General features: G+C 44.7%; 20 protein-coding genes. 18 read left to right on the top strand and 2 right to left on the bottom strand.

The window, feature by feature from the left end:
* The first annotated feature begins 80 nt into the window (after window positions 1–80).
* From AC58QM_RS21420 to AC58QM_RS21370, 11 genes are all read left to right on the top strand, one after another.
* Window positions 81–3,755: a carbohydrate binding domain-containing protein gene (locus AC58QM_RS21420; RefSeq protein WP_497286885.1), complete on the top strand. Its 3,675-nt coding sequence runs from the start codon at window positions 81–83 to the stop codon at window positions 3,753–3,755.
* 249 nt (window positions 3,756–4,004) lie between these two features.
* Entirely contained in the window at window positions 4,005–5,090 is a 1,086-nt protein-coding gene (locus tag AC58QM_RS21415) for a Gfo/Idh/MocA family protein (protein WP_497286884.1), read from the top strand.
* A 19-nt stretch (window positions 5,091–5,109) separates the two neighbouring features.
* On the top strand, window positions 5,110–6,084 hold the full coding sequence (locus AC58QM_RS21410) for an acetylxylan esterase (RefSeq protein ID WP_497286883.1): 975 nt from the start codon (window positions 5,110–5,112) through the stop codon (window positions 6,082–6,084).
* A 47-nt stretch (window positions 6,085–6,131) separates the two neighbouring features.
* Window positions 6,132–8,597 carry a hypothetical protein gene (locus tag AC58QM_RS21405; protein WP_497286882.1) on the top strand — a complete coding sequence of 822 codons (2,466 nt, stop codon included), beginning with the start codon at window positions 6,132–6,134 and terminating at the stop codon, window positions 8,595–8,597.
* Window positions 8,598–8,839: 242 nt separating this feature from the next.
* Window positions 8,840–10,405, top strand: coding sequence for an ABC transporter substrate-binding protein (locus AC58QM_RS21400; protein ID WP_497287105.1), 1,566 nt, complete (start codon window positions 8,840–8,842; stop codon window positions 10,403–10,405).
* A 17-nt stretch (window positions 10,406–10,422) separates the two neighbouring features.
* Window positions 10,423–11,421, top strand: a complete 999-nt coding sequence (locus AC58QM_RS21395) for an ABC transporter permease (RefSeq protein WP_497286881.1) — start codon at window positions 10,423–10,425, stop codon at window positions 11,419–11,421.
* Window positions 11,418–12,275, top strand: a complete 858-nt coding sequence (locus AC58QM_RS21390) for an ABC transporter permease (RefSeq protein ID WP_497286880.1) — start codon at window positions 11,418–11,420, stop codon at window positions 12,273–12,275. The genes AC58QM_RS21395 and AC58QM_RS21390 overlap by 4 nt, the downstream gene beginning before the upstream one ends.
* Before the next feature lie 31 nt (window positions 12,276–12,306).
* A complete protein-coding gene (locus AC58QM_RS21385; protein WP_497286879.1) occupies window positions 12,307–13,224 on the top strand; it encodes an ABC transporter ATP-binding protein in 918 nt (305 codons plus the stop codon).
* A complete protein-coding gene (locus tag AC58QM_RS21380; protein ID WP_497286878.1) occupies window positions 13,214–13,822 on the top strand; it encodes an ABC transporter ATP-binding protein in 609 nt (202 codons plus the stop codon). The genes AC58QM_RS21385 and AC58QM_RS21380 overlap by 11 nt, the downstream gene beginning before the upstream one ends.
* Before the next feature lie 136 nt (window positions 13,823–13,958).
* Window positions 13,959–14,906, top strand: a complete 948-nt coding sequence (gene argC, locus AC58QM_RS21375; RefSeq protein WP_497286877.1) for an N-acetyl-gamma-glutamyl-phosphate reductase — start codon at window positions 13,959–13,961, stop codon at window positions 14,904–14,906.
* A 118-nt stretch (window positions 14,907–15,024) separates the two neighbouring features.
* On the top strand, window positions 15,025–15,624 hold the full coding sequence (locus tag AC58QM_RS21370) for a class I SAM-dependent methyltransferase (protein WP_497286876.1): 600 nt from the start codon (window positions 15,025–15,027) through the stop codon (window positions 15,622–15,624).
* Window positions 15,625–15,705: 81 nt separating this feature from the next.
* Here AC58QM_RS21370 and AC58QM_RS21365 read toward each other — a convergent pair whose 3' ends face one another.
* Together AC58QM_RS21365 and AC58QM_RS21360 are read right to left on the bottom strand one after the other, a co-directional pair.
* Complete coding sequence (locus AC58QM_RS21365; protein ID WP_497286875.1) at window positions 15,706–16,485, bottom strand: sporulation protein; 780 nt, start codon at window positions 16,483–16,485, stop codon at window positions 15,706–15,708.
* Between the two features lie 153 nt (window positions 16,486–16,638).
* Window positions 16,639–18,279 carry a DUF2339 domain-containing protein gene (locus tag AC58QM_RS21360; protein WP_497286874.1) on the bottom strand — a complete coding sequence of 547 codons (1,641 nt, stop codon included), beginning with the start codon at window positions 18,277–18,279 and terminating at the stop codon, window positions 16,639–16,641.
* 194 nt (window positions 18,280–18,473) lie between these two features.
* On the opposite strand from AC58QM_RS21360, the gene AC58QM_RS21355 reads away from it, so the two are divergent.
* The 7 genes from AC58QM_RS21355 to AC58QM_RS21325 all read left to right on the top strand — a co-directional run bounded on the left by AC58QM_RS21355 (window position 18,474) and on the right by AC58QM_RS21325 (window position 25,902).
* Entirely contained in the window at window positions 18,474–19,031 is a 558-nt protein-coding gene (locus AC58QM_RS21355) for a TetR/AcrR family transcriptional regulator (RefSeq protein ID WP_497286873.1), read from the top strand.
* Window positions 19,032–19,189: 158 nt separating this feature from the next.
* Window positions 19,190–20,359, top strand: a complete 1,170-nt coding sequence (locus AC58QM_RS21350; RefSeq protein WP_497287104.1) for an MFS transporter — start codon at window positions 19,190–19,192, stop codon at window positions 20,357–20,359.
* Window positions 20,360–20,400: 41 nt separating this feature from the next.
* Window positions 20,401–20,877, top strand: a complete 477-nt coding sequence (locus AC58QM_RS21345; protein ID WP_497286872.1) for a DinB family protein — start codon at window positions 20,401–20,403, stop codon at window positions 20,875–20,877.
* Window positions 20,878–21,115: 238 nt separating this feature from the next.
* Window positions 21,116–23,371 carry an ATP-binding cassette domain-containing protein gene (locus AC58QM_RS21340; protein ID WP_497286871.1) on the top strand — a complete coding sequence of 752 codons (2,256 nt, stop codon included), beginning with the start codon at window positions 21,116–21,118 and terminating at the stop codon, window positions 23,369–23,371.
* A gap of 55 nt (window positions 23,372–23,426) precedes the next feature.
* Entirely contained in the window at window positions 23,427–24,020 is a 594-nt protein-coding gene (locus tag AC58QM_RS21335) for a YdeI/OmpD-associated family protein (protein ID WP_497286870.1), read from the top strand.
* A 92-nt stretch (window positions 24,021–24,112) separates the two neighbouring features.
* Window positions 24,113–25,261, top strand: a complete 1,149-nt coding sequence (locus AC58QM_RS21330; RefSeq protein ID WP_497286869.1) for an acyltransferase domain-containing protein — start codon at window positions 24,113–24,115, stop codon at window positions 25,259–25,261.
* A 143-nt stretch (window positions 25,262–25,404) separates the two neighbouring features.
* Window positions 25,405–25,902, top strand: coding sequence for a shikimate kinase (locus tag AC58QM_RS21325; RefSeq protein WP_497286868.1), 498 nt, complete (start codon window positions 25,405–25,407; stop codon window positions 25,900–25,902).
* Window positions 25,903–25,912 lie beyond the last annotated feature (10 nt).

Here is a 25,912-nt window from a genome sequence, read left to right as displayed (position 1 = left end):
CTTCACCTACGATGGCATCGACTTGCTCGAATCAACGTGAGTGAAGGAGTTATTTTCATTATGAGAGGGGATTCAAGGTGATGATAAGATCTATCCTGGCAAGAGTGGTTCTCACTTGTTCATTAATGTTGAGTACATTCATTCTATTCACTATTCTTTCTTCGACGGCGCAAGCAGAAGGTGGACCTGTTCAGGTCGGTTATTTGTTGGATGAGAATTTCTCCTTCCTGCAAGCCAAACCAGATGCGACATACACGGCGTCGGGTTGGGATGTGAACCAAAGTGGTGGAAGTATGACTTACTCCTACAACAACTACATGAAGCTTAGCGATACCAGCTCCACGCTTCCTGTGACCATGTATCATAAATTCGTTATGCAAACATCGGGGATTGTCGTCTGGGAATTTCGTTTCAAACCTGGCGCAATTATCGATGGGCTTCAATGGCAGCTGCGCAATGATGCAACTACAGCCGTAAGCATCTCTACGAGCTCCAATCAGTTCGTATTGAATACCTCCTTAGGCGCGCAAAACTTACAAACCTACTCCGCCAATACAGAATACGGCATCAAAGTGGTCGCGAACATTGACACCGACAAAACGGATGTCTATGTGAACGGTGTACTAAAGGCGAGCGCTGCAAATTTCAATCAGAGCGTTAGTCAACTGAACGGCATGTATATGCAAACAGGTGCAGCATCTACGGGTGATGTCTATATCACGCCGATTCAGATTTACAAAGGTTACTCCGTGAATGAGAAATTCATTTCCACCATGACGAATGTGCCTGCGGATTGGACAGCGACCAATTCAGGTGGTGTTATCGCAGTGGAGCAGAACAAAAGCGCCACAAGCCCAGACGTATACAGTCTGAAATTGGATGGATCAGCATCCACAAGTGGTGTGGCTTTATCGAAAACCGTCTCTGCGCTAAGTGATGATGAGATTTTCCAGTTCAAAGTCTTAATTCCAACGAAAGCAGACGGAATGGTATTTGAATTAAAAAGCGGCAGTTCAAGCGCTGTCAAGTTGACAACGGCGAGTGGACAGTTCAATTATGTCAACGGCTCAGGCACTGCAGTCCCCTTTTACAATTACAAAGCCAATGTCTGGTATGCGTTCATGGTGAAAGTGCATCCGTCAACGGATAAAGCTGATATCTATCTCAATGGGAAGCTGCTGGTCTCGAATGCTGCGTTCACAACAGCGATTACGAGTATCGATACAATTCGATTCTATGCACCGAACGGTACGAACAAATTGATGTGGGTGGATGATATTGGACTATATAAGGATTATCCACTCCCAGGAGACTATGTCCCTGCTCCCGTGAAAGTTTCGTCTCCTACGTATCAAATTGGGGTGCAATCTTGCTCCATGTGGCGGGAAGGTACGCATTTAGGTTGGGACGCCATAAACCCTTATCCAGAGCGCACGCCGCTGCTAGGTTTCTATGATGAAGGAAGCCCAGAGACAGCCGATTGGGAGATCAAGTGGAAAGTGGAGCATGGGGTCAATTTCGAGAATTATTGCTGGTTCCGTCCACGGGGAAATGAAGGCTTGCCGATTAAGGATCCTTACTTAGGGAGTGCGCTTCATGACGGATTCTTCAACGCCAAATACAGCAACCAAATGAATTTTACAATTATGTGGGAAAATACGAGCTCGTTCTCCTCAGGAGCGGCTGATTTTGAGAACAATATCGTGCCGTATTGGATTGAATATTATTTCAAGGATCCTCGGTATTTGAAAATTGGCAATAAACCGGTTCTCTCCATTTATAAACTGGATGGCTTGATTCGTGATTTCGGCAGCCTAGCGGCCGCTGCGAATGAGATCTCTTTCTTACGTACAGCGGTGCAAGCTGCTGGGTTTACGGATTTAATTCTCATTACACCGACTAGTTCCTCGGATACAACTGCGTTAAATAATTTGAATACAGCAGGATTTGATTCCATCTATGCGTATAGCTATGGCGGTGTAAACTCGCATATCAATCTGCAAGAGAAGGTCATGACTGACCAGAAGAACACAGGTATTCTCGATGTGATTCCGACACTTAGTATGGGGCGTGACGACTTCCCGTGGCTCGGTAAGAGTGGGTATTGGACGACGGTGACCGAATTTAACACGTTGGCGAACTGGGTGAAGAATTCGTTCATTCCATCTTTGCCTGCAGGCTCTGTCGGTAAAAGCATCATTATGCTCGACAATTGGAATGAATTTGGCGAAGGTCATTTCCTCATGCCAACAGGATTGTACGGATTTGGCTATATGGACACGATTCGAAGTACCTTCACCACGGGGGGAGCACATACCGATACAGTGCCAACGCTCACGCAGAAGAATCGGATCAATGTTCTCTATCCAACGGATCGAGTCGTGAATGAGGTGTGGAATAAACCGCAGTTGACCGGAACCTATGCCAAGTCATGGGAATTCAACACGGCAGGAAACAGTGAGGGCTGGACAGATGTGAAGCAGATTAGCGGTTTAACGGTTGCGGGCGGCTCATATAGTGGAACGTCAACTGGGAGCGATCCAGGCATCGTTTCAGGTGACATGCTGGGTCTTGCTGCAAGCGATGCATCTTATTTGGATATCCGAATGATTAGCAGCGCGGAAGGGGCAGGCGTCATTTATTACATCACCAATAGCGACACTAGTTGGGATGAAGCAAAATCTGTGCAATTTTACATTGGAACCAATGGTGGCAATCAGACGCTTTATCATGTCCCGATGTTTGAAAATGCAGCATGGACAGGGACGATTCGTCAAATTCGTTTCGATATGATGACCACCACGGGAACATTCAGTATTGATAGCATTCGAGCTGTTGATAGCTCAGGCATTCCGGTTGGTGCGAATCAAATTGTAGATCCAAGCTTTGAAGATTCTTACCTGCATTATTCAGGTTGGGAAGTTACGCCACAGTTAAGTAATGCACAGATGCATACAGGAACTCATTCCTTGAAGCTTACGAAGACGAATGCCTACGGCAGTCTAAACATGCCACTCGATGTGGTGAATGGCCAACCATTCTATTATTCCGCGTGGGGGAAACTGGCAACGGGATCTACGTCGGGGCAAGTGTTAAAGCTGGGACTACAGTACAATCTGAACGGGGTGCAGAAGCAGGTCATCCTCACATCAAGTGCTACTTTGACGACGACGGCTTGGTCACAAGCGGCCACCACGTATACGATTAATGAATCCGGCTTAGTCAGTGATGTCAGACTGCTTATTTACACCGATAATCCTGCGCTTGCGGAAGCCTTTTATTTGGATGATGTGGAAGTGAGGCCGGATTTTGTCACGGATCCAAGTTTTGAGGACGCAGCGACGCATTACACGGGTTGGCAAATAAGCCAATTGCTATCGACTACCGAGCATCACACTGGTGCACAATCGGTCAAAATTACGAAGTCGAATGGCTATGGCAGCCTTCAAGTCCCACTGCCTGTAGTCAAAGGCGTGGCGTATAACTATTCAGCATGGGCCAAATTGGCAACCGGATCAACCCCTGGAGAATACTTGCGATTGGGCATCCAATATAAGTTGAATGGGGTACAGAAGCAAGTGACTATGCTGACAAGTGCTGGCTTGAGTACGTCAGCTTGGACGCAGGTGCAAGGAAATTACACGATTAGTGAAGCGGGGACTGTCACCGATGTCGTTCTATTGATTTACACCGATAATCCAGCGGCAACAGATTCCTACTATTTAGATGATGTAAGTGTACGAAGTGTTCAGTAAGAATAAAAGATTGAACGGACCACGCCGAGGATGGGGTGGTCCGTCCTGATTTTGAAGATTTCGGCTCATTCTACAGTGTTCCTTTAAACGGAAATCACATGTATTTAAAGAAAATGACCTAAATTGAAATATACATCGATTGCCAACTAACGTACTGTTCAGGTAGATACCGCTCTTCCACAATCGACAATTCGCTGAAGGGGAAGTAACGATCAATTTTACGATGTAAATCGGAGGTAGGTTGGTGACATGAAGAAACTTAAAGTTGGGGTCATTGGGCTTGGTGAGGTAGCTCAAATTATTCATTTGCCTATTCTAGCATCACTAAGCCAATCCTATGAAGTAGCTGCGATCTGTGATATATCCCCTAGCTTAGTGCAGTGGGCAGGAACTAAGTACGGTGTCCACCAGCAGTACACAGATGCACGGGAGCTCGTTAAGCAGTCTGATCTTGACGCTGTTTTTATTTTAAATAGCAATGAATACCATACGGCTTGTGCGATTGCCGCAATCGAGCAGAAGAAACATGTGTTTATTGAGAAACCGATGACGATGACACAGCAAGAGGCTGACGCCATCATTGCAGCACGAGATGAGTATGGTGTGAAGGTCATGGTCGGCTATATGCGTCGCTATGCGCCAGCATTTACACAGGCGGTCCAGGATGTCAAAGATATGGGACGCATTCAATATGCGGTTATTCGAGGCATTATTGGGATGAATCATTTTTTTACAAATCAAACAAGCATTGTGCATCGCTTTACAGACATTCCAGCTGAAGCGGCGGTAGAACGGAAAACAATTCATCAACGATTGATGAAGCAAGCGATCGGTGAGGTTCCGCAGGACATTTACAATGCGTATTCGTTGCTGCTTGGCCTAGGTTCACATGATATTTCAGCTATGCGCGAGCTGATTGGTGTTCCGAATCGCGTTGTTTCAGCTGTGCAATGGCAAGGAGGTTCGTGTATGGCAGCGACTTTCGAATACGATGGCTTCTACGCGACGTATGAAACTGGTCTTGATCAGAACCGGCGTTTCGATGCACATATTGAGGTGTTCGGATCCACGAAACAGTTAAAAGTGCAGTACAACACACCGTATATCCGGCATTTACCGACGACTTTACATGTAGGTGAAACGGTAGGAGAAGCTTACGAGGAGCGGGTTCATCGGCCGACTTTTAAAGATCCTTACACGATCGAAATGGAAATCTTCCATGAAGCCATCATGCAGGATAAGAGTCTGAAGACAACACCGGAAGACTATAAGCAGGATTTGACGATTTTCAAAATGATGGTCGATCAAATGCTGATCACCTATAAGGCGCAATAGAAGGAGGATCCCTAGACAAATGACGGTCATCGCGAAGCGAAAAAAGGAGTTAGCCAACTATCAGGCCGAGATCACATTGGATGCGACAACCATCGATACCTACTGGAACGATAAGTTGGAACAGATCGGCAAGCTGCCACTCGACACGCGAAGAGAGAAGCAACCCTCGTTATTTCCAACAGTAAAGGTCGATAAACTGACGTATCTCGGTCATGATGGGACGCCGATTCATGCTTGGTTTCTCGTTCCTGACAGTGAGAGAGCTTCCGCTATTGAAAAGCCGCCATGTGTTATTGTTTTTCCCGGCTATGGGGGAGATAAGGGCTTACCTGAGCGCCATGCCACATGGCTCCTGCTTGGTTACGCGGTTCTGGCGATTGATGCCAGAGGACAGACGGGAGAGACAGGTAATTATATGCAAGATCAAAGCGGTTCTGCCCACGGTTGGGTGTCAAGAAACGTGCTGGATAAAGAGAAAAGCTATTACATGGGGCTAGCCATGGATGTTGTACGTGCGGTAGAGGTTGCTTACCAACAACCTGAAATTGATACGAGTCGGATCGCTGCAGTCGGCACGAGCCAAGGTGGCGGGATGGCCTTACTAGCCGGTGCGCTCTGCCCGAAAGTTACCGCTGTGGCCGCCAGTATACCTAATATGTGCCACTTAGAGTATGGGGTGTTAAACTCGACGGGCTCTTTGTCGGAGATCGCCAATTTCGTCAAACGGCACCCTGACAAACTGGAAGGGGTATTAGCGGCGTTATCCTATTTTGACATTGTAAATCTGGCTCACCGCATTCAAGTACCCGTGCTAATGTCCGTTGGGTGGAAGGATATGATCTGCATGCCAGACACGGTCTATGCGGTATATAATCGCCTTTCTTGTCCGAAACGCATCTACGATTATCCGTTCTCTGGTCATGAAACAGGGGAAGAACATCATCGGCGAGTTCACTTATTCATTCAAGAGTGTTTTGGGCATGCGTCGCATTAATGAGATTTGAGATCTGAGATTTAATCGAAAGATTGGAGGCATAGGAAATGAAACACGTGCGAACGAGCGGGAAACTGCTGCGGCGGTCCACGCTTGAAATGAGCTTGAAGCCGTTCAAAAGTCTAGAGCAAGAAGCGATAGATGCTGTCTGTACGGAGGCCATCCGGCAATGGATGCCATTAATTGAGATGGGGGAGACGGCATCTGTTCTCTTATGGGTTTCTGATGGCAGTGAAATCTTAACTTGGAACGCTGACGAGGAGCAGGAGATCGAATGGGGGCGTTATATCGGGTTCGCCAATGAGGAGTGCTTCAGCTTCTTGCAGGGCAAGTCCGATCCTCGCAGTGCACGTCCCTATATGGAGGATCCTGTCCGCATGACATATGGAGACTTGAAACGAATTGTTGCTTCCTTCAAACGAGTTGCTGCGGTTACGTTCGGCGTTTCCATGGAAGTTGGCGCAACGTTTGACGCTGGTCCTGAGTTTGCCTATTCTGATTTTAAATATAAGCTGCACCCTGAGATCAATAAGGCGGATATCGGCGGCAAATTCGTGTCATTGAAAGCGGATTATACGGTCATTTGTACATGGTCGAAGCTAATAGGGGACTCTGTGGCTTATGCAAGTTATCCAGAGGGTATTCCCGATGGTACACCTATCGGTAAGTTTCTCGGTAAACAATGTGCGAGCTTCCTGCCTGCGCTGGGTTTTGATTATATCTGGTTCTCCAATGGGTTTGCCGTATCTTATTTTCCTTGGACGTATTTAGGCGCTAATTACAACGGGCAAGAGCTGCCGCTCGCCGATTATCATGAGGTGACGGAGAAGGTGATGTCGTTCTGGGATTTGTTCAAAAAAGAATGCCCAGATGTTCGCACAGAAATACGTGGTACGAATTTTGGCACAGGCATGGATTTGGCGAAGGATTACATCCCGATGCAGCAGTTGTACGATAAGAAATATATTGAATTTCCACCGCCAAACTCCCCTTGGGGCGCGTTGAATTATGATTTTGGTTTGGAAATAACGGGCTATCTATCTCGTATTGCAGAGCTTCCGGGCGATGTATACCCGTTCCGATTTTATGCGAATGATCCTTGGTTCTGGCAAAATCCTTGGTGGGATCTCTATGATCGAGAACCGCACGACATTTATGTCCCATTATCGGTTGCGCGTGTGAATAAGCTGGGCGAGTTGGAGTCGCCAGGAATCATTGAAATTTTAACGATAGATACGGAAAAAGGAGAATTGAACGCACATTGTCCAGCGGAAGTTATCCCGCATTTGCGCCAAGCACTTCAGGATGCACCGGATCAGCCAGGTTTGCTGACTTGGCTATATCCATTTCGTGAACTGCATGAAGCGCTTGAGGTATCGAATGAGGCGTCAGGGGATGTGTTTTTCCATGACTGGTTTATCCGCAATGCGATTAATCAGGGTCTTCCAGTGAATACGGTGATAAGCACGGACCAGTTATTTGCTATGAACGATAACGCGTTGCGGAAACTGAAGGATACGGTGTTGCTCGTAGCAACCTCCTGGTTGTCAGGAGAAAAGGCGCTTTGGGTCGCTAATTATGTGCAAAATGGAGGAAAAGTCATTCTCTATGGCGCAGTGAAAGAACCAATTCTGTTGGAGTTACTACATTTGACTGAAGTGACTGGGATTGATGGTGATGTGGAGCTGACAGCTTCATTTGAAGAAGATCGTGTAGAGGGTGCGGCGGGAATAAGGCAATTACTTCATCAAGCGATGATAGCCGGTGGAGGGTTAGCTGAACAAGTGCAGGGAGCAGATGCTCATACTCGCCTTTGTGCGGTTGCTAAACAAGGAGCTGAAGAACGTGCCTTTGCTTTAACGCGATCCAAACCAGATTGGCATGGCGGTAAAGTAGGTTGGGTACGTGGCTCTTTGCCGTTCTTAGGTCAAGACATCACTCATTTGCCAGTTCGGCAGGCGGAGGAGTGGGGGGATGCAGCGATTCTTCTGAGATATCTACAACAAGACTTCGGCTATACGATTCTTCAGGAAAAACGCGCATCTGATTCACCATCGGCCTTATTCTTCGTGGCTCGTCATCAGAATGGCTTCTTACTTAATGGATGTAAACAGGATACGTCGGTTCAGCTGCGACTGCAGTTTCCTGATGGCTCGCCAATACTCATTGGTGAATCTACGATTGTTGGCGGCAATGAGAAAGCCGCTCTATATTCTCTTAATCGGACCTTTCATGAAGAGTGCCGCGTATTCGTCAAGCAGGAGGAGCGTTCGCGAGTTTCCTGTAGAGAGCATGCCGCTTCACCAACACGGACGAAGCAAGCGGAGCGTGAGATTGCTGTTACTGGATTGAAGCAAGCTACAGTAACCATTTATCCGCCCTTGGAGGCGTTGGAAAGTAATCGCGTTGAAGTTAAGTCGAATGGACTTACTTATTTGGATATGAAAGACAAGAGAGTTGGTTCTACAATTCAACTAACGAACATTACGGGGATGATCGAGATTTCTTGGTGAAGCATGGAATCGTTGTTGAACCTACTTCAAATTAACTGATTAAAGTCAAACAAAGCAGGCGCTTAGGCGACCTGCTTTGTTTATTTCACCATGGATTAAGGCTTCCAACTCGTTCATTTTAGCAAAATAATAGTACAATTTGACAGCAAGTTGTGTTACTATTTTATGAAATCGTGTCACTGCACACGTGAACATTACGAGGAGCGATAGTTGTGAGACGACGTTTATTTACTTTTTTTGTGATGATGACAGTCATTGCCATACTGACAGCTTGTACGATAGATAAACCACAACCTAGTGCCGATAAGGTGAAGAATGAGATTGTTCTCGCCATTGGCGGCGAACCTGAAACGGGGTTTGATCCAACTACAGGATGGGGGCGTTACGGTTCCCCCTTATTCCAAAGTACGTTGCTGAAACGGGATAAGGATTTGAATATTACGAATGATGTAGCTACGGGCTATGAGGTAAGTCAGGATGGATTAATCTGGACAGTCAAGCTTCGCAAAGATGTTAAATTCAGCAATGGTAAACTTCTAACAGCTACAGACGTGCAATATACCTTTCAAACCGCTTCCGCGAGCGGCTCATCTATCGATTTGAGCAACCTCAAGCAAGTAGAAGTGTCGGGCGATTCGACGATCCTATTTACACTGAAAGAACCCCAATCTACTTTTACACAAATGCTGGTGTCAACAGGTATTGTTCCGAAGCATGCCCATGGAAAAGATTATTCACGGAAACCGATCGGATCTGGTCCTTACAAATTAGTTCAATGGGATAAAGGACAGCAATTGATTGTTGAAGCAAATCCTGATTATTACGGGAACAAACCCTATTTCCAAAAGCTCACGTTTCTATTCCTAGGTGAGGATGCTGCATATGCGGCAGCGAAGGCAGGAACGGTTGACATGGCTGCGATTCCTGCTGCTTTCAGCAAACAAGCTGTGAACGGAATGGCATTGATTGCCGTTAAGACGGTTGATAATCGGGGGATCATGTTTCCATATATGAAATCCGGCGGCAAAACGAAGGAAGGCTATCCTATCGGCAACGATGTTACGGCAGACCCATCTGTGCGTAAAGCGATTAACATCGCGTTAGACAGAAAAGCATTAGTACAAGGTATTCTTGAAGGTCACGGTACCCCAGCATTTACCTTAAATGATGGACTTCCTTGGTTCAACCAAGAGGCGGTTTTTCAGGATGCAGACGTGAATGCTGCCAAGAAACTACTAGCTGATAACGGATGGATCGACTCCGATCAGGATGGTGTTGTTGAAAAAGGAGGACTGAAAGCACAATTAAGTCTATTCTATCCTTCTAGCGATGTGACTCGTCAATCCCTTGCAATCGCGGCAGCAGACATGCTGAAACCGGTTGGCATACAGGTGAAAGCCGAGGGGAAAAGTTGGGAAGACATTGAGAAGCAAATGCATGCTAATCCAGTGCTATTTGGTTGGGGCAGTCATGATCCACTTGAAATGTACAACGTATACAGCAGTAAATTTGGCGGGGTCGAATACTACAACCCTGGGTATTACAATAATCCGAAAGTTGAAAATTATTTGACGCAAGCCTTACGAGCATTAAACGAAAAAGAAGCTTGGTCATTTTGGAAAAAAGCGCAATGGGATGGAGAAACAGGGTTAAGTGGGGCTGGTGATGCGCCTTGGGCTTGGCTGGTCAATATCGATCATCTCTATTTGGTTAAATCTGGTCTGGACATCGGGCAGCAAAAAATCCATCCCCATGGGCATGGTTGGCCAGTAACCGATAACATCGAGGAATGGCGATGGAAATCTTAAAACAGGAAGGATCTTTTATGACGAGTATGACCAGAGTTATTCTGCCATTTCTGCTTCGCAAAGGAGGAAGTCTGATCCTTCTGCTCCTTGCGGTGAGTTCTATTTCTTTTATGCTGGTTCACTTCTCGCCGATAGACCCGATTCAAGCCTATGTTGGGGCTGATCTGTTAAGAGTGAGTGCAGAACAACGTGAAGCCATCATGCAATATTGGGGGCTGAACGAACCCCCATTTGTACGTTACTGGAATTGGTTGAGCGCTCTTGTAAAAGGGGATTTGGGAACCTCTATGATTTTCCGCAGACCTGTGTTGGAGGTGATCGGTGAACGTTTTGCCGCATCTCTGACACTCATGGGGGCTGCCTGGCTGTTATCCGGTCTGATCGGATTCGTGTCTGGCGTTCTTGCCGCAATGAATCGAAATACTTGGATAGATAAACTTGTTCGGTGGTATTGTTATACCCTTTCCTCAACACCAACCTTTTGGGTTGGCTTGCTGTTCATGTTAGTTTTTGCGGTGTGGCTCGGAATACTTCCCATCGGACTTGCCGTTCCAGCTGGCGTTACATCGGATCAGGTTCATTTCTTGGATCGCGTCCGTCATATGCTGCTGCCCGCGCTGACTCTAAGTGTTACTGGGATTGCAGCTATTGCACTACATACACGTGAAAAGCTAATACATGTGACTGAATCTGATTATTGGCTGTTTGCTAGAGCTCGGGGCGAGCGAGGGTTCACGATATTTTGGAGACACGGGCTTCGTAATGTAGCTTTACCGGCGATTACCTTGCAGTTTGCCTCATTCAGCGAATTATTCGGAGGAGCTGTCTTGGCAGAGCAAGTATTTTCATACCCGGGGTTAGGCCAAGCGGCTGTAGAAGCAGGGCTTCGTGGTGATATCCCGCTGCTGCTGGGCATTGTGTTATTTAGCGCTGTCTTCGTGTATACAGGGAATACGATGGCTGACGTAAGCTACCGACTTATTGATCCTCGAATGAAAGCAGGCAGTCGGTTATGAGGCTTCTTCAACGCGTCGGCATGACGCTTCCTAAATTTCATTATCGTCATCGATTATGGATGTCATCGGTTGTTGCTGTGTTTGTATTAGTAACGATTTATATACTGTCCGTTGGGCTGAACGTTACTGGTTTAGATACGAATCTGGCACAGCGAAATTTGCGGCCTTCCTTGCAACATCCCTTTGGCACGGATTGGCTTGGCCGAGATATGTTTACCCGAACGTTCAAAGGATTAATCCTCAGTCTCAAAGTGGGACTAACTGCGGGAGCTTCAAGTGTCATTATTGCGAGTGTAATGGGACTCTTAGGAGCTGTTATGGGCAAAACGATGAATCGTTTCATTAACTGGTTGACGGATTTATTTCTCAGTGTGCCTCATCTTGTAACGCTGCTCTTAATTGCTTTTGTATTAGGGGGAGGGGCCAAAGGGATTATCATTGGCGTCGCGTTGACACATTGGCCAAGCTTGTCAAGGGTGATTTGCGCGGAAGTGTTGCAGATTCAAACGGCGCCTTATGTCGTCATCTCACGAAATTTTGGTAAATCCAGATGGTGGATCGCCACTAGGCACATGATTCCCCAGCTGATTCCACAACTATTAGTGGGACTTATTCTTATCGTTCCGCATGCTATTTTGCATGAAGCTTCCATTACGTTTATCGGTATGGGACTTTCCCCGCATGAGCCAGCTATTGGTATTATTTTGTCCGAATCCATGCGTTATTTGTCCTCAGGACTTTGGTGGTTAGCCATATTTCCTGGCTTATGCTTGCTGCTGCTTGTTCGTTCCTTTGCCATGTTGGGAGAAAACTTGAAGCAATGGGTGAATCCAAGGCATACGCATGATCGTTAAAGATTGATTTTTAGGAGAAAGGAGATCAGCAATGTTAGAGGTTAACAATCTTTCTATCCACTTTAATCGGTATGACCGACGCATGCGACAGGTACGCACGGAAACCCTTCATGATGTTCATCTCTCGATTGCTGCAGGAGAAATTTTGGCTGTTGTGGGTTCCAGTGGTTCGGGAAAAAGTCTGCTTGCGCATGCGATTCTTGGCATTCTCCCGAGTAATGCTCAAGTTACTGGCAGCATTCAATTTAAAGATGAGCCCTTAACCCCAGAGAGACAAAGAAGGATCCGAGGGACTGAAATCTCGCTGATCCCTCAATCTGTGCAATATTTAGATCCATTAATGCGAGTGGGAGAGCAAGTGCAGCAGTCTGTTCGTCAAGGAGATCCGATAGAACTCCAACGAAAAGCTTTTCGTACATACAATCTCGCTGATTACATAGCCAAATGGTTTCCCTTTCAATTATCGGGAGGCATGTCCCGTAAAGTACTTGTCTCAACCGCAACGGTGAGCGGTGCAGAGTTATTAATCGCAGATGAGCCCACACCAGGCTTAGATGCTATAGCGATGAAGGAGACTTTGGACCGTTTCAGGCAATTAGCAGAGGGAGGTTGTGCGGTGATGCTGATCACTCATGATATTGAGGCAGCGATCACTGTAGCCGATAGAATTGCCGTACTGTATGCGGGAACCGTAGTGGAAATCGCACATCAAAGCGACTTTGCTGGGGATGGAGAAAGGCTGAGACACCCGTATACGAAGGCGCTATGGCGTGCACTCCCTGGTCAACAATTTACAGCCATTCCTGGTTCTCAACCTTTGCCGCAAGCTCTACCTAAAGGGTGTGTGTTCGCTCCGCGTTGTTCGTCCGCTACATCAGAATGTGAGGATAGTCCGCCAGAATTGCGTAATGTCAGAAGCGGTGAAGTGAGGTGTTTACATGCCACTTGAGGGAAATGCACTTGGATATGCCTATCAGAAAGGGACATGGTTATTCCAACACACGAACATTTGCATTGCATCTGGAGAGATTGTCGGACTTGTTGGACCAAGCGGCTGCGGGAAATCTACGCTAGGGAAATTGCTTGCGGGCCATCTTCACCCTGTTGAAGGTCATGTACATCTAGATGGTGCACCAATTCCCGCAGGTGTGCGAAATCCCGTCCAGCTCGTGCTTCAGCACCCTGAACAAGCAGTGAACCCGAAATGGAAACTGCGGCGAACGCTAGCGGAGTCTGGTGGCATAGATGCAAATTTGCTAGCTGACCTAGCGATTGAGGACGAGTGGTTAAACCGTTACCCTGGTGAACTATCAGGCGGGGAACTGCAAAGAATATGTGTAGCCCGAGCGTTAGGGGCTGGAACACGGTATTTAATAGCCGATGAGATGTCAACTATGCTTGACGCGATTACACAAGCGCAAATTTGGCAGTCGGTATTGAAATGGGCGGAACGAACGCACAGCGGTATTTTGGTCATTAGTCACGAACATCAACTGGTAAACAGGTTATGCAGCAGAGTAGTGGAGTGGGGAAAGTTGTACGACTGAGCTTAATAGGAAAGTGATAGTTCATAAAAGACCACTCCATGGAGTGGTTTTTTTGCGTAGAATGGATGAAATAATGGATTGTATATAAATTCATATAATTGTATAATTATTCATTATATCTACGGAGGTATGCGCTATGAAGGTGTTTGTAGATGGTCAATACGGGACGACAGGATTAAAAATACATGAAAGACTTAACCAACGCAATGATCTGGAGCTGCTATCCATTCAGGAGGATCATAAAAAAGATCCTAAGATCCGAAATGAGTTCATGAATGAAGCAGATATTGTCTTCTTATGTTTACCAGACCAAGCTGCTCGTGAGGCAGTAACACTTATTACGAATCCTCATTCTCGGATTATTGATAGTAGTACGGCTTTTCGTACCCAGGAAGCTTGGACATATGGCTTACCAGAATTATCGTCCTTCCAAAGGGACAAGATAGCCAACTCGGCGCGTGTGTCAGTGCCAGGATGCCACGCTACTGCTTTTATTCTAGCGGTGAAACCGCTTATTGAATTGGGAATTCTGCCGCGACAATATCCGGTAAGTCTTAACTCATTAACCGGTTATAGTGGAGGCGGAAAGGCATTAATTGAACAATACGAGTCCAGCAATAATCACGATACAAGTCACAGCCTGAGACTTTCACATCATTATAGTTTAAGCTTAGATCATAAGCATTTACCTGAAATGAAGACATTTACGGATCTAGAGTTCCCGCCTGTTTTTCTTCCAACTGTCTGCAATTTCTATAGTGGCATGGTTGTGACAGTTCCTCTTGTCACTCGGTTACTTCGTAATCAACCTAGTCTTAAGCAAATCCATACCATTCTCACAGATTATTACCAGGGTGAACGGTTTGTAAATGTCATTCCACTTGATGATCCTAAAGCAATGTCCCCAAATGCGCTTGATCCGATATTATGCAATGGAACCAACAATGCTGAGATTTTTGTCCTAGGGAATGACGAGCAAGTGTTAGTTGCTTGCCGACTTGATAATCTGGGGAAGGGGTCTTCGGGAGCAGCCATTCAATGTATGAACATCATGTTGGGACTTGATGAAGGGGTGGGGCTATAACTTAATTTTGAACTTAAAACGATGATAAATAGTCCACTCATACAGGAAGGCAACTGGCGGACTGGCGGATAGATCGGTTACCTTTTAATCTACAATCAGTAGGGGAGCGACTATAGCAGTGGAGAATTACTGGAATCACAATACGGCGTTTCACAATGAATTAGTAGCAGATGCCAAGCTGCGTGGAGGGCGAGTGCTCGATATTGGTTGTGGTGACGGATTATTACTTCAACGCCTCGCGCCAATTGCCCAACAGGTGGTTGGCATTGACCCCGATTTGAAAGCAATTTCTCTTGCACAAAAACGTCTAGCTGCAACGGCGAATGTGTCATTTGTAAATGATGACTTCCTCGCAATGCCAGTTCCGCCTCCAGAGGAACAATATGCTACGATCATCTGTGTTGCGACGCTACATCATATGGAATTGCGAAAGGCACTTCAACATATGGGCGATTTTCTCGCACCTGGCGGGCGGCTCCTCGTTATTGGTTTAGCAGAGGATAAAACATTTATGGATCTACTTATTTCAGGACTTTATCTTCTTCCTATCAGGATCATGGATCGCATGCACGGAGGGATGAAAGATCCCGCTGTGCGTATTGCGGCACCCAAAGAGTCACTAGGCGAGATTCGTCAAGCAGCACTTGAGGTTCTTCCAGGGGCAAGTATACGACGCCGATTCTATTATCGTTACTGCTTACGCTGGAGTAAACGGTAGGTTGGTGTAATAAAAAAAGCCTCTCCCAATTGGAGAGGCCTCTTGTTGTTCATGAATAGCGATTAGAATAACACTAAAATCTTATACATAATTGCGGATTAACTCTGCCAGCTCTCCGGCTATGTAGCTTGTTCCGGAAGCTAGTTCATTGCTATCGTAGCGTACTCTCACAAAACTTTCATCCATACCGGCTGCTTCTGAGAATAGGCCGGATAATCCGCGAGCTTTACGATCGATCTGTAGCAATAAGTCCACGCCATCTCCGTCGGGGAAGAAGATGATTTCTAATTCATCCAGTTGACCTCGAAATTGTGAGGTAGGAACGAATTCAAATTCTTGAACGAAAGGCAATCCAATCTCTCGACCGATGCCTGGCGCGTATTCGCACGTCACTTCACGGAGTCGGAATCCGAGTTGGTCCATTGCTTCAAGGATAATCGCAGAATGTTCGTGCGGGCCTACTTGGAGCTTATCCTGATCTTTGGGATCAACGGCTTCTTTAATATCAAGCCCGGTTTGAATCCAGACTGGCGTTCTTCCCATCGTTACGGGTGTGATCGCAGGAAGCTCGAAGGAAACTGGGAATTCATAAACTTGCTCAGCTTCAACGGTAAATTTCCCGACAAGCTGGAATTTGGCAACAGCTGTTTCAATTTGCGTTCTCGTATTGTTTTCTTCTTTCACATAACGCGTCATCACGAAGGCATAAACGTCATCAACTTGTTGATCAACGCGTCCTCCTTGGATTCGTACAACACCGTCGATGATGTCACCAGCGTTCACTTCATCTTGATGAAGCATAAGATCTACTTGTGCAGCGCCGATTCCGACACTAGCGAGCATTCGTTTAAACATGGACATGTGTAAATTTCCTCCTTGTGATTTGCCTATTCACTGATACGATTTGAAGACTAAGTGGTTTCAAATATTTAAATAAAAAAAGTTAAAAATAGGTACTTTATTACAGAAACGAAGTAATGTGCCCTGAGAATTATGTGTTGTCAAACTAAGACGTCAGTTCTTTTTGTAGAAGAATCGTGATAACAGAAGGCCAATAAACCCGAGTCCAATGAATAAAATGGCTTTGACGGTCAGGGAGACATTCGGTAAATCCAGATAGATGACTTTTATTAGCGTTAGGAATAATAATGCTACACCAGCAAGCCTCATTTGTTTGATTTGCTTCTGAAGTCCATAGGCAATAACACTAATCGCGTAAACAACCCACACCATCGAAACAAACAGATGTTGCATATTTGAGCTTACATGGTGTGTCAATGTGCGTGTCACTTCCGTAATGAAAAACAATACTAACACACCAAGTGCGTATTTAAGACAAACTAAGGTGTTCCTAAACGTAAGGGCATCCCCGTAACGGGTTAATATTTTGATCATAGCTATCATTGTAACTAATACGAATAGCCAGATTAGCATTTCAACTGACAGGATTGTACGCATACCCTCAAGGAGAGTTGTCACTGACATACCAAAAGCGAGTACATAGATGATGATTCCGTTCACCTTTTGCAATAACGACTTCACTACGAATCCGAGTAACAAGGCAATAATACCCTCTACCAACAAGAATCCCGCTAAAGCATCTGCGCTGAAGAAGTTCGCCGCGAAGAATAATATTGCGTATGAGGTTACTGTCAATGTAAACGGCACTTTTTCTTTTTCATTTCGGATGAACCAGTAAGTAAGCGCGGCATAAATCAGGCAAGTACAGATCATTACCAAGTTGAAAACGTCGTCCGAGTAAGTGGCTTTAAACCACATCGAAGTAAACGCGAAGCTCGGAATCAACAGTCTAAGTTGGTGCTGTATCATGGGGGTTTTCAAACAAATAGACACAAGTAAAACGAGTTGTTGCACGGAAATGCCAATGGCAGCAACCTTCGCATCCCCATTACTACTTATGCCAAAAAGGAGCAGGGCCAAAGGGAGTAAACCGAACGAAACGTACAGTAAGCCGACAAATTTAGCTCTAATTGCGTACAACATAAAGCTAATGAACAAAATGGCTTCGTAACTTACAAAGAACACGGAAGATGGATGGTCAGTATTCAAGAGAAAAGGTGTCAACACGCCTGCTGTACTTGCGATGATCGCTAATGCTTGTGATTGTAGCTTGTGTGACAACCATAATCCCAGTAAGACCCCAAGTACATTGAGTGTAAATGCTACAGGTGCTGGAATAAGATGATATAACTGATGAGCAGCAAAGGTTGTTAGCATAAACAATCCAATTGAACCACCTAATAGAACCTGTGACAGGAGTGGTCGATTGGCCTTGTGTTGTTGGAATCCGAGCCAAATAAAGCCACCACCAACTAAGTAGCCAATGACACAACGCAATCGTTCTGTAATCCATCCACTATCAACTGCCGCTTTAAATCCCCAGACAATGCCGATCAGTAGAACAAACATGAATACCCGCGGCAGCCATACACGTGTTATGAGGTGTTCCCAGTCTGTTTCTTCTTTGATTACATCTTGTTTCGGTGGTGCAGTAGCAATGGGTGCAATCTGCTGAACAGGATTTGGTATGCTGCTTGTATAGGTTGATGGTGTGCGTTGTTTTAACTGTGCGATTTCTTTCTCGAGCTCAATAACTCGCTTCTCTAGTTCCTCAAATCGGTTATGAATGTCCAAGAACCAATCACCTCATCTTTCAGTTAGCTCTTCGTAAGATCGGATGGCTATCTACACTCAAAGTAACATGTTATGAAGTATTTATTAAGTACTATCCTTGTGTAGTACCTAATTTTTGGATATATAGATTGAAGATCGAGGGGAAGTTAAAGAGGGAGTTGACAACTTACTAACTAGTAAGTTAAGATACGAGCATGGAAAACAGAAAAACACAAATTATTGAACTGGCGCTAGATTTAATTCGGGAAAAAGGTTACGTTGCTTTTAGTTATGATGATATTTCTAAGCAATTAGGCGTGACCAAAGCAAGTATACATTACCATTTCGAGAAGAAGGAGGATTTGGCCGTTGCCGTAACAGATCGGATTCATCAGACTTTGAAAGGCCTAATGCAGTCTGTAAAAGTTGAAGATGTATCTACGGAAGAGAAAATTAGAAACCTCATTAGTAAACAATTAAAGCTAAGTGGTAAAGGGATATGTCCAATATCGTCACTGCAAACCGATTTCGAATCCATACCAGAAGTCGTTCAACTGAGAGTTCGAGAGTTAAGCCAGTTTGAATTGACGGGTTGGATGGAGCTGTTAAGCCAAGCTCAAGTAGAAGGAATAGTTAAAAGTTTCGTTGACATTGAAGCTTTAGCGTATGCTGTTTTATCCTGTATCAAAGGTAGCTTGCAATACAAACGGGTGTTAGAAAAAGATATTACACCTCAAATTATGGAACAAATTGAGAGAATGATTAAGAGCTAAATTTTTTTTGAGTTATACTTACTAACTAGTAAGTAAGACGGATATTTCGATGCCTGTTGCTTCCGTATTTCTATTTAAAAACAGGACAACATAAAGCAAATATGCTGCCTAATCTTCCTTTTCATTCAATATAGAAAGAGGTCAACCGTGTGAAAAAAATGCTTTGGGTTGTACTTATCATGTCCATCGGAGCTACGTTTATTTCCTCGCTGTTCCCTTTATACGCTGAGCATTTTCATTTGAGTAGTCTTGAAATCACGATATTGTTTGCCGTATATGCCGCTGTTCTCCTGCCGACCTTGCTTGTCGTGGGAGCTAGGGGGAACGCCTGGGGATTGAAAAAGGTGCTTCGCATCAGTATTTGGTTTTCGATCGCATCGACGCTGCTTTTTATCCTAAGTACGAATGTAACGATGCTCTACGCGGCTAGGATATTGGAAGGCATCGCTTATGGTGCTTTTACAGGTACAGCTAGTGCTTTTTTGTTAAAACAAACCGCTTCCACGAAAGTGGGTACAGCAATAAAATTATCAGGTGTCATCATCAATATTGGATTTGGATTAGGACCAGCTATTTCAGGTTTAATCATACAGTATGTTCATGTCATGCCGCTTCGTGTTCCATATTGGTTTCTTCTCATCTTGTTAGTGAGTTCATGGATTGTGCTGGAAATGCTGCCGAAACTCGAGGATAGTAAGGTACAGACGCAGGCCAAAACTAAACTATCACTAGGTGTTCCTGACAATATTCGCGCACACTTCTGGTCTTTTATCGGACTGCCGATTTTTACAGTATTCACATTAGGTGGCATTGTATTTTCACTTATTCCTACTTTCGTTAAGCACGTCATTCACACGAACAATCTTTCTATTTCTGGTTTGTTAATTCTGGTGCTGCTAGGTGGAGGGGCGTTGATGCAGTTCTTTCCTTGGCCGCGTAATCCTGTCATTCGGATGCGATTGGGTATTTTGTTTCTGGCAATTGGATCATGGGTCATTGTGTTTTCCGGCGAATCAGCGAGTTTATTCCTCCTGTGGGCAGGCATTTTCATTCAAGCCATTGGTGCTGGATGGACATTCCAAGTTTCCCTAAGGTTTGCTAGTCAGTTACCAAAACCAGAGGAACGTCCGCGCGTCATTTCAGCCTTCTATTTAAGTGCGTACGCAGGATTCATTGTTCCGCCAATTGGTGTTGGTGTTCTGACACAATTTTTTAGTTTGAATTTCTCTTTGATTTTGCTTAATCTATTTGCCGCAATTATTGTGATCTATGTGATCATCTATTCAGCCAAATTCAATCGATTTTATTCGAAGCTGCAACAATCGTAAGACCACATAATTCATATTTTATAACGTAGAGGAGAATGAAAATGAGAAAAGATTTCGTATTTCACTTATATAATGTTGAGCATGATAATTTTATGAATCACCTTGCAAAATGCCCAGAGGATCTACGTAAAGTTGTTCCACAAGGTTTTAACACCAGCCTTTATTGGCATTTGGGACATGTGCTTCGCATAACAGATTTCCATGTTTTTGGACTTTCGCAGCAAACGCTGGCAACACCGGAACACTATAAAGAATTGTTCCATTATGGAACGAAAGCTACGGAATGGACGGAAACGCAGCTTGCTCAGATGCCTGAGTGGGATGTCATGATTGCGGAATTGAAAGAACAGCGTGAACATATTTACAATACGTTGAAGGATAGACTAGACGAGTCTGTGCCAGAGAACTTCAAAAAAGCCGAAAATTTCGGTGAATTAATTCTTACGACTGCCGCGCATTTATCCAATCATAATGGTGTTGTAGCAGCTATGTTGCAAGTGCTTCAACAACAGAAATAAGCTGCTAAATAGCAGAACGCATAGATTGCATAACAACAGCCTTCCGGTACTTACCGGTGGGCTGTTTTGTGCAAATTAAGAGTTAAAGGATTGAATTGACATGACACTAAATGGTGACCTATAATACGACCGAAGAGCGAGGCAGAGGAGATTCCGCTTCGAGAAATTAGAGATTGGGTCGCTTTCTATAGTAAATTTTGGAGTACCTAAAACGAATTAGAGCGAAAGGATGTTAGGCATGAGTGAATCCAATCAGGCGTATATCATAATTTCGGCTGCGAGGGAAAACAATCTCAAGAATGTCTCCTTGCGCATTCCGAAGAAAAAGATCACGATCTTCACTGGCGTATCCGGTTCCGGCAAGTCTTCGATCGTCTTTGATACGATAGCCGCCGAATCCCAGCGACTACTGAACGAAAATTTCAGCATGTTCGTTCGCAATTTTCTTCCGCGATTTCCACAACCGGACGCGGACTCGATTGAGAACCTGAGCATGGCTGTTATTGTTGATCAGAAGCGGCTAGGCGGTGGTTCGCATTCAACCATGGGTACGATTACTGATATTTCTCCCATTCTCCGTCTGCTGTTCTCACGTGTAGGTCAGCCCTCTATTGGCCCTGTAAACATGTTCTCATTTAACGATCCACAAGGTATGTGTCCCGAGTGCAACGGACTCGGTCGTAGGCTTGGTGTCGACATGAATAAGGCTTTCGACAAGTCAAAGTCCTTGAATGAAGGGGCAATCCTGCTGCCTGACTATAAGGTAAACAGCTGGGATTTGAACTTGATCGTGCAGACAGGCTTCTTCGATCCCGATAAGAAGCTGATCAATTACACGGATGACGAATTAGAGCAGCTCTTGTACGGCAAGGCGAGGAAAGTGGAGATGAATTTCGCCGGGAAAGCCATGAATATAACCATGGAAGGTATTATTGAGAAGTTCACAAACAAGTATATCAAGCAGGATGTGAAAACGAAGTCCGAGCGTACACAACAAGCTGTTGCACCCTTCATTACGGAAGGATCCTGCTCCAGCTGCCGCGGTGCACGACTTAGTCAAGCTGCGCTTGGTTGTCGAATCATTGGCTACAACATTGCGGAGTTATCCGCCTTGGAGGTTGGTCAGCTCATTCGCATTGTTCGCGAAATTGACGATCCAGTAGCAGCACCTGTTGCGAAGGCACTGAGGGATCGCTTGCAGCATCTGGTAGATATCGGCTTAGATTACTTGACGCTCGATCGTGAGACGGATACATTGTCTGGCGGCGAGTCGCAGCGTGTCAAGATGGTGAAGCATTTGAGCGGTAGTCTTGTAGATGTCACGTACATCTTCGACGAGCCGAGTGTGGGTTTACATCCCCGTGACGTACACCGATTGAATGAATTGCTTCAAAAGCTGCGTGATAAAGGGAATACGGTCATTGTGGTTGAGCATGATCCTGATGTCATCAAGGTAGCGGATCATATTGTAGACGTCGGGCCGCATGCTGGCAACCGCGGTGGAACGATTGTATATGAAGGAAGCTATGAAGGCTTACTGGAGTCAGGCACATTGACGGGTACACATATGAAGCGTCCGCTCCAATTAAAAGATGATTGCAGAAAGCCATCCGGCTCTTTAACTATTAAGGAAGCCTCCTTGCACAACCTTCGAAATGTAAGCGTTGATATACCAACCGGTGTACTGACCGTAGTTACAGGTGTTGCTGGGTCTGGCAAAAGTACACTGATTAATGACGTATTCCTTGGCCAGCATCCGGATGCGATTGTTATCGACCAATCTGCGATTGGCGTTTCAACTCGCTCTAATCCCGCTACATACACGGGGATTATGGATGATGTTCGTAAAGCTTTTGCAACTGCGAACAAAGTGAACCAAGGTTTATTCAGCTTCAACTCCAAGGGTGCCTGCGAGAACTGCCAAGGACTAGGTGTTGTATATACAGACCTTGCTTACTTAGACAGTGTGAAGTTGCCATGCGAAGTTTGTGGGGGTAAACGGTTCAAGGAAGAAGTACTGGCATACAAGCTAAACGGCAAATCTATTGCAGAAGTCCTGAGTATGACCGTAGATCAGGCACTGGAATTTTTTCAGATGAAAGAAGTTGTTCGTAAGCTCCAGGCGATGAGTGATGTAGGACTCAACTATATTACACTAGGTCAGCCGCTCAGCACTCTATCGGGTGGGGAATGTCAGCGTATTAAGCTGGCAAGCGAGCTGCATAAGAAGGGCAGTATCTATGTGATGGATGAACCCACGACGGGTCTACATATGTCAGATATCGGTCACCTGTTGGAGATTATGAACCGCCTTGTGGACGCCGGCAATACGGTAATCGTGATTGAGCATAACCTTGAAGTCATCAGCCATGCAGATTGGATTATCGACATGGGACCGGATGGGGGCAGCAAAGGTGGACAGGTCGTGTTCGAAGGTACACCAAAACAGATGATTCAAGCTGAACAATCGATCACAGGAAGGTATTTAAAGTAAGGTAAATATCTGAAACGATTTGACGTATCGACGATGAGTTGGGAGGATTATGTTTATGTCAAATAGTACGATGAACCGCAAGGTTGATGGATTTTTAAATAAGGCAAAGAAGTGGAAAGAAGAATTTGAGAAGTTGAGAAGTATTGTTCTTGACTGTGAGTTAACCGAAGATTTTAAATGGATGCATCCCTGTTACACGTTTCAGGACAAAAACATCGTATTGATACATGGTTTTAAAGATTACTGTGCACTTCTGTTTCACAAAGGGGCCTTGCTGAAAGATGCCAATGGGATCCTCATCCAACAAACGGAGAATGTTCAATCAGCTCGCCAAATTAGGTTTACGGATATACGCGAAATTGTTGCCTTGGAATCCATTATTAAAGCCTACATTTATGAAGCGATAGAGGTGGAAAAAGCCGGATTAGAAGTAGAGTTTAAAAAGCCAACTGAATTCAAAGTTGCTGAAGAATTTCAGGCTAAATTGGATGAAAACCCTACGTTAAAAGCGGCTTTCGAGGCATTAACACCAGGCAGGCAAAGAGCATATCTCCTTCATTTCTCTGAACCCAAACAATCCAAAACACGCGTGTCACGGGTTGAAAAATACATGGAACACATACTTAGTGGCAAAGGATTGAACGATTAAGAAGAATCGGCGAGTCAAACACAAAAGAATGCTCCCATGTTACAATAAAGTCAAATGAATGTTAGTGAAGCAAGATCGAGGGGAGTTTAAGCATGGAATTTCAATTATTATCAAAAGATGTCACACAGCATTATTGTCGTAAAATTCTGATGCCCGAGGGCGCAACCGAAATATTGATGGTCATTACGGATCAAATTAATCATGATTCCAAACTGATGGACATTTATATGGATTTTTATAAGAATAATATCGAAAGTGGCTATTGGACAACGGTATGGGAACCTTTAGCGATTCATGCTTACGTGGAAGAAGTTCTTGGACAAGAGGCTTCGTTGTTTTATCTTCATGCAGCCTTGCAAAGATTGCCTCTAGCTGAGCAGAAGTACGCCGAAAGAGGATTGAGCGAGGAGCTATTTGTAGAAACCTTACGAGATATCGGTGTATGGGTGCAAAATGCTTATAATTTAGTCGGATATTATGCCATTAGAAATTTCAGCTGGATTTGGCGACATCTTGAAGCCCGAATGTTTCGAGTGGGAGGTATGCAATTTATTGCGACGAAGTTTTCTGGGGTTGTTAAAGGCTTTTACAATGAGAAGGAAGAAAGATTTATGCTCTTAAGCAGTAAAGGGATGGAATTAAGGGCTAATGGTGATATGCAAGGCGTGTGTAATAAAGAGAAAACGACCGATGGTTTTGTGACGGATTATGAGGAAACGGACGAATACTTCATTGGAAATCCAATCACGCCGATTGGGAAAGGTCTCAACAACCCAGTTAAACTTCACAAAAATGAATGGACAAAAGTGCTGGATAAGGATGATACTATGCTTGAGATTCACATCCCCAGAGATACTGCTTTTGATATGGAAAAGATTAAAGACACCTACATACAAGCTAAGGAATTTTATGCAAAATATTTCCCAGAGGTTTCATACAAAGGGATGGTATGCCATACTTGGCTCTTTACTCCTCAATTGCGGGAGATGTTACCGCAGACAAGCAATATCGTCAAGTTCCAAGAGCAGTTCTATCTCTATCCGACAGCGGGTTCTGTGCGGTTTTTATGGAATTTTGTGTTTAATGAATTAACCGAGGTGAAGGATGCCAAACCTGACACTTCCTTAAGGAGAAAAGTCCTTACTTATTTAGAAGAAGAGAAAGAGATATTCGATATGAATGGGGTATTTCTTGATATATGCGGTGAATTTGGAACCGTATCTTATACAAAAGAAGATTAGGATGAGATTGCGAAGCTGCCGGACAATGATCGGCAGCTTCGCTGCGTTCATGCATAGATCAGGCAGGTCCGTGAAGGATATTTATGTAAAATGACGAATAGGTTAACGAAACCAATTTCAATAGAACTAAGGTGAGGCAGCATATGAATATCGTGCTAATCGGGATGTCAGGAGCTGGAAAAAGCACATTAGGGGTGCTTTTAGCAAAAGCAATGGGTATGAGTTATGTAGATACAGATATTGTTATCCAACAACAGGAAGGTAGACTATTACAAGATATCCTCGATGTGGATGGCACTGAAAAATTTCTGGAAGTCGAAGAAAAGGTTGTTGCTAACTTACACTTTGATAATTGTGTGATTGCTACAGGTGGAAGTGTCATTTATTCGGATATTGCGATGAATGCACTCAAACAAGGCGGTCAGATCATATATTTACATGTCTCCTATGAAGAAATTAGCAAGCGATTAACCAACATAACCACCAGAGGCATTGTAATTAAAAAAGGAAATAGTCTGGAGGACGTTTACGTGGAACGGCTTCCGCTATATAGGAAATACAGTGACATAACGATTGATTGTGCTGATAAGGATATCGAACAGTGTGTTCGTGAAATAATGGCGATAATAAAAGACCTTTAATCGAATTGGA

The sequence above is a fragment of the Paenibacillus sp. J22P165 genome (assembly GCF_059692015.1).
The sequence above is the reverse complement of the archived record's forward strand: the minus strand, read 5'-3'. Positions and strand labels throughout refer to the sequence as shown.